We start from the raw sequence: 8,181 nt of genomic DNA, 5'->3' as shown, positions 1-8,181 counted from the left end.
CCCGGACCGGGCGCTCTCGGTGATGGTGGTTCAGTTCGCCAGGCTGAAGTCGCCGCCGACGGGCGCGGCGATCTTGTCCACTCCGGTCAGGGCGGTGAGCGAGGTGACCGGGGTGCTGCTGTTGTCGGTGGTGCCGTTGCCCAACTGCCCGGAGCCGTTGGAGCCCCAGGACCGGACGGTGTTGTCGCCGAGCAGGACGATGGTGTGCTCCCGGCCGCCGTCGACGAGTTGGACGCCGGTCAGGCCCGGTACGGGGATGGGCTTGGTGCGGTAGTCGGTGGTGCCGTCGCCGAGCTGGCGGGAGGTGTTCTGACCCCAGGCGGTGAGGCCCCTGTCGGCTCCCGTCACGGCCAGGCTGTGGTTGCAGCCGGCCGCGATCAGGTGGATGCCGCCGGTCCCGAGCGCCGTGTCGACAGGTGCGAAGCGGTTGATCGTGCTGCCGTCGCCGAGCTGGCCGGTGGCGTTGTAGCCCCACGCCTTCACCGTCGTGCCGCTACCGCCCGGCGCCCCGATCAGGGCGAGGTTGTGGTTGGCGCCGGCCGCGATCCGGGCGACGCCGGCCAGGTTGGTGACAGGGGCCGGTACATTGCGGCTGGCCGAAGTGCCGTCGCCGAGCTGGCCGTTGATGTTGTAACCCCAGGCCCACACGGTGCCGTCCTCGCGAAGCGCGAGGCTGTGGTGCAGGCCGGCCGCGATCGCGATGATCTTGTTGAGGCCCTCGACCCGGACCGGGACGCTGCTGTCCGTGTTGGCGCCGTTGCCGAGCTGGCCGTAGTTGTTCTTCCCCCAGGCGACCACGGTCTGGTCGTCGAGCAGGGCCATGCTGTGCGCACCGCCCGCGGCGATGTCGGTGGCGTTGGAGAGGTTGGCGACCTGGCCGGGGGTGTTGTGACCGAACACCGTGCCGTCGCCAAGCTGGCCGGAGCCGTTGGCGCCCCAGGACTGCACCGTGCGGTCGGTGAGCAGCGCGAGGCCGTGGCCGGTGGTGGGACCGGCGCCACCCGCGGCGATCTTCACGACCTCGGCGCTGGTCAGCCCGGTTACGGTAGTTGCGCTGCTGTGGAAGTCGGTCCAGGTGCCGTCGCCGAGCTGCCCGGACCGATTGTTTCCCCACGCCTTCAACCGCTTCTCCATCAGTGTCTCCTCAGCACGGTCGGTGAGGCGGCCAGTGCGCCCCACTTCCGCGCATCCTCCACGACGGATACCGGAGATTGGCGGTGCCATGGCGATCTTCGCTCGGACGAGTGAAGATCGCCGGACCCGTACAAGTGTGGTTTGTCGGGTGGGAGTTACAGGGTGCGGGCGAGGTCGACGAAGGCCTGCCAGGCAGCGGGGGAGAAGGTGAGGTGGGGGCCGGCCTTGTCCTTGGAGTCACGGACGAGGACGGCGGCAGAGGCCTCGGCGACCTCGACGCATTCGCCGCCCTCGTTGCCACTGTAGGTGCTCTTGCGCCAGGCGATCTCGACGCAGGCGGCGCTGTAGTCGCCGCTGTGGCTGCTCTTGAACCAGGTCAGCTCGGTCATGCCGACGACGGTACGCCGACGGCCCATCGCTGCCTAGCGATGGGCCGTCAGGAGGCCGATTTCAGACCTCGGCGGTCGCGGCGAAGTCCACGAACGCCTTCCAAGCGGCCGGCTCGAAGGCCAGCTGCGGGCCGGCCTTGTCCTTGGAGTCGCGCACGTGGATGACGCGGGGGGTTTCGGCGATTTCGATGCAGGCGCCGCCCTCGTTGCCGCTGTAGCTGCTCTTGAACCATGCCAGCTCGGTGCTCATCGTTCTCCCAGGATCTTCTCGATCAAGGCCAGGGACTCCTCAGGACCCAGAGCCTGCGCCCTGAGAGTGCCGTACCGTGCGTTCATGATCCGGACTTCATCCGGGTCAGTGATCAGCCTACTGCTCGTCTGCACTTCGATGTAGGCGTGCTGAGGGCGTCCTTTAGGAGTGATCAGAATGAACGGCCCACCCATGCCCGCGTGTTCCGTCCTGTCCAGCGGTAGCACCTGGATCACCATGCCCCGAGTCCGGCCGACCTCAAGAATCCGGCGAAGCTGTCCTGCATGTACATCCCAGCCACCCAAGGGCCTACGCAGTACGCTCTCGTCGATCACCCAGCTGAAAATCCCCCGAGGCCAACGCGTGAGCACTGCCTGACGTTCCATTCGCGCCGAGACCCGCATCTCGATCATCTCCTCCGACAAGGCTGGCTGTCGCATCTCATAGACCGCCCGCGCGTGCTCCTCGGTTTGAAGCAGTCCAGGGATGTCGAGCGTGCTGTAGTCGTGCGTGTCGATCGAGTCGACTTCCAGGGCTGCGTAGCCCCGGAACCAGTGCGGGTGCCGCATCCGAGCCTTGGCCCGCGCTTTGACCACGTCGTCCGCCGCGACGGCCAACAGGCCCCCGGCATTGAGGAGTTTGTCGAGCGCGACCAGCAACTCCGGTTGCGGGGTGCGCTTCCCGCGTTCCACGGCGCCGATCAGGTGCTCGCCGTAGCCGACCTTCTCGCCGAGCTCCTTCTGTGTCATGCCGGCGCGCTCCCGCAGGAGCTTGATCTGCTTGCCGATGGCACGGAAGAAGTCCGAGACTTCCCCCTCCTCCTCCGGCATCGTCGCCTTCGAGTCCTCGTCCCGGATTCCACCCATGGTGACCACCCCTATGATCCGATCACGCCCGCCAGAGGTGACGGGCAACAATCCGCTCCCACACAAATACTCTCTGTGCTCGCCAGCTTCATGGTCAGCGTACGTCCAGGCCGTCACGCTTTTACCCATGACGACCGAAATCCCCCTCGACAACCCCCGCTCCCACACCTCCGTCCTCACCGCCACCCCCAAGGGTGCAGCGATCGGACGCCGCATCGCGCGCCGTCAACTCACTGCCTGGCAGCTGAACTTGACGGCCACCGAGCCGTACTACGCCGCTCTCCTCATCATCGGCGAGCTGGCCGCGAACGCCATCACGCACGGCCGCGTTCCGGGGCGCGGGTACGAGCTCCACCTCTCCCTCACCACCACCGTGCGCCGGGGCACCACCCTCCGTATCGAAGTCTCGGACTGCCGAGGGGACCGCATGCCCGTCCTCCCGGCCAGACTCCTGCCCAACTCCCAGTCAGGGCGCGGCCTCACGCTCGTCGACGCGCTCGCCGACCGCTGGGGCACCATCCCGCGCCACCCCAACGGCAAGACCATCTGGGCCGAACTCGACCTCCCGGCCGGTACCCATGCGGTCTGACGTCACCCCCGCCACCGCGACCGCCTGCACGGTGGTCCCCATCACCCTCGTCCTCGTGCTGATCGCGTGGATCTACCCCGTCGTCCATCAGCAACACCACCGCCACGTACTGGCGCCGAAACCCGCCCCCACAACCGCCCCCACCACCCGCTGAACCGCGCCCGGGCCCCTCCGCCGACATGCTGCCCCGTCGGCGGAGGCACAGGGGACCGGGAACGTCACCTGTCCCAAGTGGCCACCGTGACGCAGTGCGAAGATCGGCGGATGGTGCCCATGGCCAACGACGGATTCACCGTCTTTGCCGTCCCGGAGCCACTGTGCACGGCGTCTGGCTGATGCGTCCCGACCGGATAATCGCTGACGGCGGTCGCGGGCGATGCATACAGTGACGGCCTGTGGCTATTGCTTCCCGCTTCGGTCGGCTGGGAAGCGGGCTTCGACCGGTGCGTCGCGACTACCCGAGGGCGGGCTCTGATGAACGACGGCTACGTGGGGCGCTCGATCACTGCCGTCCTGGGAGCGCCGGGCTCGGGGAAGACCACGATCGCCCCCGAACTGGCCAGGCTGCTGCCGGGTCATGTCGTCCTGGACTGGGACGCGTTCATGGAACCCGCGGCTGCCCTGGCGGGGCGGAGGATTCCGGAGAACCCCGAGACCTGGCCCGCCTACCGCGATCTCGTTCGCGCGGTCATTGGCTCGATGCCGCACCTGCCGGTCGTGCTGCTCGGTGTGTGCACGCCGGAGGAACTCAGGGACTGGCCGATTGGCGCGTGGGTGTTGCTGGACTGCGCGGACGATGAGCGGCGGCGGCGCCTCGGCGGGAGCGCCGATGTACAGCGCCTGGTGGAGGGTGTCCGAGACGGACGCGAGTACCGGCGGTTGGGGCTGCCGGTGATCGACACCACCGGCCGTGAGCCCGCGGCCGTGGCATCCGACCTGGCGGTGCTCATCTGCTCGCTATCCTCGTGCTGATCGCGTGGATCTACCCCGTCGTCCATCGGCAACACCACCGCCACGTACTGGCGCCGAAACCCGCCCCCACAAGTGCCTCGACCCGCTGACCCACCCTCCGCCGACGATCCGCCCCGTCGGCGGAGGCGCAGGCGACCGGGAACCTCACCTGTCCCGGGTGGCCACCGTGACGCAGGCGGTCATGAACAGCCAGCCGAGGACGGGGATGGCCAGGGTGGCGGCGATTGGCAGCTGCGACGACACGAGGACGAGGCAGCCGAGGAGCGCCATGGCGGCGACGAAGACGCCCATGGCGCTAGCGAAGGAGGTCACTCGCGTGCCCATCCGTGACCAGGTCAGGCCGTGGACGGCGAGTGCCAGTCCCAGGCCGGCCAGCAGCGAGACTTCGAGACAGGCCAGCCAGGGTGTGCCCGGGTTCTGGGTGTGCTCCCCGTTGGAGGAGAGCTCGGCAACCCGTCCCCGGAAGACCGTCAGGTCCACGTCCCTGCCGGTCTCCGTCGCGTAGTAGAAGTCCTGGTTGGCCTCGTACCTATGCGTGGCGGCCGTCTCGTCGGCCACGGTCACGTAGTAGTAGGTGGAGTCGCCGCCGCTGGCGATGTGCCTCTCCGTCACCTTGCCGGTCTGGTGCCGGACGCAGTCCGTACCGGGCGCGCGTGCCGCCGTGCCGCAGGCCGGGGCGGTGCGGTAGGCGTTCACCACGTCGTTCGCGTCGGCGAACCGGCTGAAGCCGAGCACGGTGGTGGCCAGTCCTGCCAGAAGGAACAGGCCTTGCGCCACCGCGCGGGCGATCGCTGCGGAGCGCCGGGGCCGCGCCGGCGGCTTGGTGTCCCTGGTCCGAGCACTCATTGCAACCTCCACCGATCCGCTTCCACGGGCACCTCCCCGATGCCCAGCAGGGATGCTTCCAGGGAGACGGCCTGCGCAGGCGTGACGCGGTGTTCTTGTAGCGAAGTTGTGGAGATTCCGGCCCGAGGTGCGGGCCGCCTCGGTGTTGCCGATGTTGCTGATGGCAGGTCAGACTGCCTGGAGCCAAAGGCCGCTGAGGGGAGTCCGTACGAAGTGCCGTTCTTCAAGCGCAAAAACAAGGGCAAGGGCAGCAATACCTGGCAGGACCACCCGGCAGCCCGGCTACAGGTGGGGATGGCAAGGGAACAACTGGTGACGCTGCTCGGCTCGCCGACGAAGTCGATCGGAGGGGCGGAGCTCCTCGGCGGCCACGGATCCGTCAGCGGCTCGGCCGGGGCGATCGACAGCATGGCGAGCAGTGAATACATGATCTTCGAGGCCACGCCGAGCGGGTACGAGACCTGGGTGGTCCTCCAGCGCGGTGCGCTCGTCAGCGCGCAGATCAAGACGTCCGCCGCGCCGCGCGAAGTCGTCTGGGCGATCGGAGAGCCCATCTAGCGGACGAGGCTCGGACCGTGATCAGGCCGGGGCTCGGTGCCTGACTCACCTGTTCCGGATCGCCAGCAGCCTGGCCCCCGGTCCGACTCCGACCTGCCCCAGGCTGCGCCGGTCCGTGTAGTTCCTGCCCTGGGCCTGTGTCCCGATGTCCGTCAGGGTCCGGCCGGTGGACGGGTCCCCGAGCACCCACTGCCGCCCGTAGGTGTAGGCGTCGACGTGGTCGTGGATGGCGAGGTAGATCGCGTCGAGGAGGTTGGAGACGGTCACCGCGTCCGCTGGGAACTCCAGGAGTTGGCCGCTCAGGCTCGGATCGATCCCACTGAGGTCGATCGTCACCGACCGGCTTTCGAGGTCCTCGCGCGCGGCCCGAACGGCCTGTTCGATCACGACGTCGGCATCCGGTTTGGAGCCCGGCGGGAGCCGGGGGATCACGACCTCCTGGACCGCCGCCCGCACGGCCGCCTCGACGTTGCCCCGGTTGCCGATGGCGGTCGACGACAGCGCCGAGACGTAGGCCTCGATGCTGGGGGGATCCGAGTAGTCCTTCGGCGCGTACAGCACGAACGGTTTGGTCAGCAGGACGCGGAAGAACGCGATGGCGACGGCGGACGGGAACAGGACGGAGAAGACGGCGAAGATCCCCTGGATCCACCCCTGCGCCTGTGTGGCGGCCACCCCGACCGTCACCTCTGCCAGGCCCAGGAACAGCGAGATGATCCAGAGCGGATTCATGACCCGCTGCCCCGAACCACCGGTAGAAGAGTCCGCCCCCTCGGCCACTCCAGCCCCCTTGCGAAGAATCGGACCACGTACGGCTGCGTGTTGTCGCTCCTGGCCTCCCCGGGCCCGGGAGTGCCGAACCCCCGTTGCCATCAGGGACTTCGACAGGGTCGAGACATGGGGCCCGGCGATCCAGCAGGCCGTCACCGACGCCCGCCTACCGCAAGCCGCTGCTGGAGTGGGAAGTCGACCAGGCCGACTTCCTGCGCCGGAGGAGCTCCTGCACCTGCTATAGCCTCGGGCGCGTATGCGACGACCACCCGAAACCGGTGCCTCCGGTTCAGGCGAGCCCGATGGACCAGGGGAGACACCGATGCCGAGCGACGCCCTCGAACGCCTGCGGAGCGTCCTGCCGCCGTCGCCCGGCAGCGCGGAGGGGGCGGCGCTGGACCTGCAGACCATCGCGGTGGCCGAGGCCGCGCTGCGGATCCGGCTGCCTCCGGACTACCTGGAGTTCCTGGCCGTCTACGGCGCCGGCACGCTCGACGACTTCCTCCTCATAGCGGCGCCCGAGCGCGTGCCCGGCCACCGGTACAGCACGAGCATCGTGGAGATCACCGGGACGTTCCGTGTCGCCGCTGCCAAGCCGTACAAAGCCGAACTCCTGGGCGCCGGCGAGGCGTACGTCCGCTGGGGCGTGGACGACGGCGGTGTGTCCCACCTGTGGCGCATCGAGGGCGGGTCGAGCGCGGAGTGGCCGGTGTGCGTGTACGGGGACGGCGAACTGACCGTCCTGCCCTACGGGTTCGCGGAATACCTGGCCAGGGCGTGCACCGGCGGCCTCCCCGGCAAGCTCCAGCGCAGGTTCGGCACCGACGACGACCACGAGTTCCTGCACTGGCAGGACCAGTTCCGCCGCGACACCGAGCGGTACGCGTCGAGCTGATGCAGCTGCGCCGCTCCCATGCGGAACCTCGCCGTCACACCTGAATTCGTCGGCCGAGCGGGAGCGGCGGTCTCCCCCTTCCCGCGAGTCCTGTGCTGGACTGTCCCGACACCATCCGTAACAGGACAATGGGGTGAAGGCGATGCCTCTTGAGGGCGAGTACGACCCGAGTCCGGCGCAGTGGATCCGCGAACAGGTCGAGCTGTACGAGAGCTCGGGCGGCACGCAGGGCACGACGCTCTGGGACACGGGCCTGCCGGTCGTCATCGTCACGATGCGCGGCGCGAAGAGCGGCAGGATCCGCAAGATCCCGCTGATGCGCGTCGAGCACGAGGGGCGGTACGCGGCGGTGGCCTCGAAGGGCGGCTACCCGCGCCACCCGGTCTGGTACTTCAACCTCAAGGCCCACCCGCACGTGGATCTCCAGGACGGCCCCGAACGCCGGGGCATGACGGCCCGTGAGGTCACTGGCGACGAGAAGGCCCAGTGGTGGCGGCGCGCGGTCGCCGCGTACCCGCCGTACGCCGAGTACCAGGAGAAGACCGACCGCGTGATCCCGGTCTTCGTACTCGAACCCGAGGCCCCGGCCGGGCCGACGGCGAACTCCGCGACGGCGAACTCCCCGACGCCGACGACGGACTGAGCCACCGCGATCGGTGCGCAGACGTCACCGCGACCGGTCAGGATTCGAGAAGCCCCGGCCGCACGGCCGCCCGTAGCGTGATGGGCATGGGAAACAACGAGAACACCGCGTCCACCGTGTCCCTCGCCTCCGTCACCCTTGAGGTGGCCGACGCCGGGGCCGCCCACCGCTTCTACGCCGCCTTCGGCGTGGACCGGTACGTCCGCCTGCGGGAGTCCGGGGCGCCGTCCACCGGCTTCCGCGGCTTCGCCATGGCGCTCACGGTGGC

Annotated in this window: 12 protein-coding genes and 1 pseudogene; 7 read left to right on the top strand and 6 right to left on the bottom strand. The window is 69.0% G+C overall.

What is annotated here, in order from left to right; translation table 11 throughout:
- Positions 1-30: 30 nt before the first annotated feature.
- From AB0O00_RS23725 to AB0O00_RS23710, 4 genes are all read right to left on the bottom strand, one after another.
- On the bottom strand, positions 31-1,134 hold the full coding sequence (locus AB0O00_RS23725) for a hypothetical protein (RefSeq protein WP_363654886.1): 1,104 nt from the start codon (positions 1,132-1,134) through the stop codon (positions 31-33).
- A 155-nt stretch (positions 1,135-1,289) separates the two neighbouring features.
- The gene (locus AB0O00_RS23720; protein WP_363654884.1) at positions 1,290-1,523 is read right to left on the bottom strand and encodes a DUF397 domain-containing protein; all 234 of its coding nucleotides are present in this window, start codon (positions 1,521-1,523) and stop codon (positions 1,290-1,292) included.
- A 61-nt stretch (positions 1,524-1,584) separates the two neighbouring features.
- Positions 1,585-1,773 (bottom strand): DUF397 domain-containing protein, encoded by a 189-nt coding sequence (locus AB0O00_RS23715; protein WP_363654882.1) that lies wholly within the window; start codon positions 1,771-1,773, stop codon positions 1,585-1,587.
- Entirely contained in the window at positions 1,770-2,687 is a 918-nt protein-coding gene (locus AB0O00_RS23710) for a helix-turn-helix transcriptional regulator (protein ID WP_363654880.1), read from the bottom strand. The genes AB0O00_RS23715 and AB0O00_RS23710 overlap by 4 nt, the downstream gene beginning before the upstream one ends.
- Positions 2,688-2,766: 79 nt before the next feature.
- On the opposite strand from AB0O00_RS23710, the gene AB0O00_RS23705 reads away from it, so the two are divergent.
- From AB0O00_RS23705 to AB0O00_RS23695, 3 genes are all read left to right on the top strand, one after another.
- The gene (locus AB0O00_RS23705; RefSeq protein WP_363654879.1) at positions 2,767-3,228 is read left to right on the top strand and encodes an ATP-binding protein; all 462 of its coding nucleotides are present in this window, start codon (positions 2,767-2,769) and stop codon (positions 3,226-3,228) included.
- Positions 3,218-3,382: a hypothetical protein gene (locus AB0O00_RS23700; protein ID WP_363654877.1), complete on the top strand. Its 165-nt coding sequence runs from the start codon at positions 3,218-3,220 to the stop codon at positions 3,380-3,382. Before AB0O00_RS23705 ends, AB0O00_RS23700 begins: the two co-directional genes overlap by 11 nt.
- A 320-nt stretch (positions 3,383-3,702) precedes the next feature.
- Positions 3,703-4,200, top strand: coding sequence for an AAA family ATPase (locus tag AB0O00_RS23695; protein ID WP_363654875.1), 498 nt, complete (start codon positions 3,703-3,705; stop codon positions 4,198-4,200).
- Positions 4,201-4,344: 144 nt separating this feature from the next.
- On the opposite strand, the gene AB0O00_RS23690 is transcribed toward AB0O00_RS23695, so the two are convergent.
- Entirely contained in the window at positions 4,345-5,046 is a 702-nt protein-coding gene (locus AB0O00_RS23690) for a hypothetical protein (RefSeq protein ID WP_363654873.1), read from the bottom strand.
- Between the two features lie 213 nt (positions 5,047-5,259).
- On the opposite strand from AB0O00_RS23690, the gene AB0O00_RS23685 reads away from it, so the two are divergent.
- A complete protein-coding gene (locus AB0O00_RS23685; protein ID WP_363654872.1) occupies positions 5,260-5,604 on the top strand; it encodes a hypothetical protein in 345 nt (114 codons plus the stop codon).
- 45 nt (positions 5,605-5,649) lie between these two features.
- Here AB0O00_RS23685 and AB0O00_RS23680 read toward each other — a convergent pair whose 3' ends face one another.
- A complete protein-coding gene (locus AB0O00_RS23680) occupies positions 5,650-6,336 on the bottom strand; it encodes a hypothetical protein (RefSeq protein WP_363654870.1) in 687 nt (228 codons plus the stop codon).
- Between the two features lie 361 nt (positions 6,337-6,697).
- Here AB0O00_RS23680 and AB0O00_RS23675 point away from each other — a divergent pair, with 361 nt between their 5' ends.
- From AB0O00_RS23675 to AB0O00_RS23665, 3 genes and pseudogenes are all read left to right on the top strand, one after another.
- On the top strand, positions 6,698-7,270 hold the full coding sequence (locus tag AB0O00_RS23675) for an SMI1/KNR4 family protein (RefSeq protein ID WP_363654868.1): 573 nt from the start codon (positions 6,698-6,700) through the stop codon (positions 7,268-7,270).
- 142 nt (positions 7,271-7,412) lie between these two features.
- Complete coding sequence (locus tag AB0O00_RS23670; RefSeq protein ID WP_363654866.1) at positions 7,413-7,913, top strand: nitroreductase family deazaflavin-dependent oxidoreductase; 501 nt, start codon at positions 7,413-7,415, stop codon at positions 7,911-7,913.
- Positions 7,914-7,993: 80 nt separating this feature from the next.
- Positions 7,994-8,181, top strand: a pseudogene (locus tag AB0O00_RS23665) (glyoxalase); the annotation flags it as partial.

This window comes from Kitasatospora sp. NPDC093558 (assembly GCF_040683475.1).
In the GTDB taxonomy this organism is placed as follows: Bacteria; Actinomycetota; Actinomycetes; order Streptomycetales; family Streptomycetaceae; genus Kitasatospora.
The sequence above is the reverse complement of the archived record's forward strand: the minus strand, read 5'-3'. Positions and strand labels throughout refer to the sequence as shown.

What these genes read in the sequence shown, in the direction of transcription:
- AB0O00_RS23695 (WP_363654875.1), top strand. Translation starts at nt 3,703, where the DNA reads ATGAACGACGGCTACGTGGGGCGCTCGATCACTGCCGTCCTGGGAGCG.
- AB0O00_RS23700 (WP_363654877.1), top strand. Translation starts at nt 3,218, where the DNA reads ATGCGGTCTGACGTCACCCCCGCCACCGCGACCGCCTGCACGGTGGTC.
- AB0O00_RS23715 (WP_363654882.1), bottom strand. Translation starts at nt 1,773, where the DNA reads ATGAGCACCGAGCTGGCATGGTTCAAGAGCAGCTACAGCGGCAACGAG.
- AB0O00_RS23675 (WP_363654868.1), top strand. Translation starts at nt 6,698, where the DNA reads ATGCCGAGCGACGCCCTCGAACGCCTGCGGAGCGTCCTGCCGCCGTCG.
- AB0O00_RS23725 (WP_363654886.1), bottom strand. Translation starts at nt 1,134, where the DNA reads ATGGAGAAGCGGTTGAAGGCGTGGGGAAACAATCGGTCCGGGCAGCTC.
- AB0O00_RS23720 (WP_363654884.1), bottom strand. Translation starts at nt 1,523, where the DNA reads ATGACCGAGCTGACCTGGTTCAAGAGCAGCCACAGCGGCGACTACAGC.
- AB0O00_RS23670 (WP_363654866.1), top strand. Translation starts at nt 7,413, where the DNA reads ATGCCTCTTGAGGGCGAGTACGACCCGAGTCCGGCGCAGTGGATCCGC.
- AB0O00_RS23690 (WP_363654873.1), bottom strand. Translation starts at nt 5,046, where the DNA reads ATGAGTGCTCGGACCAGGGACACCAAGCCGCCGGCGCGGCCCCGGCGC.
- AB0O00_RS23705 (WP_363654879.1), top strand. Translation starts at nt 2,767, where the DNA reads ATGACGACCGAAATCCCCCTCGACAACCCCCGCTCCCACACCTCCGTC.
- AB0O00_RS23680 (WP_363654870.1), bottom strand. Translation starts at nt 6,336, where the DNA reads ATGAATCCGCTCTGGATCATCTCGCTGTTCCTGGGCCTGGCAGAGGTG.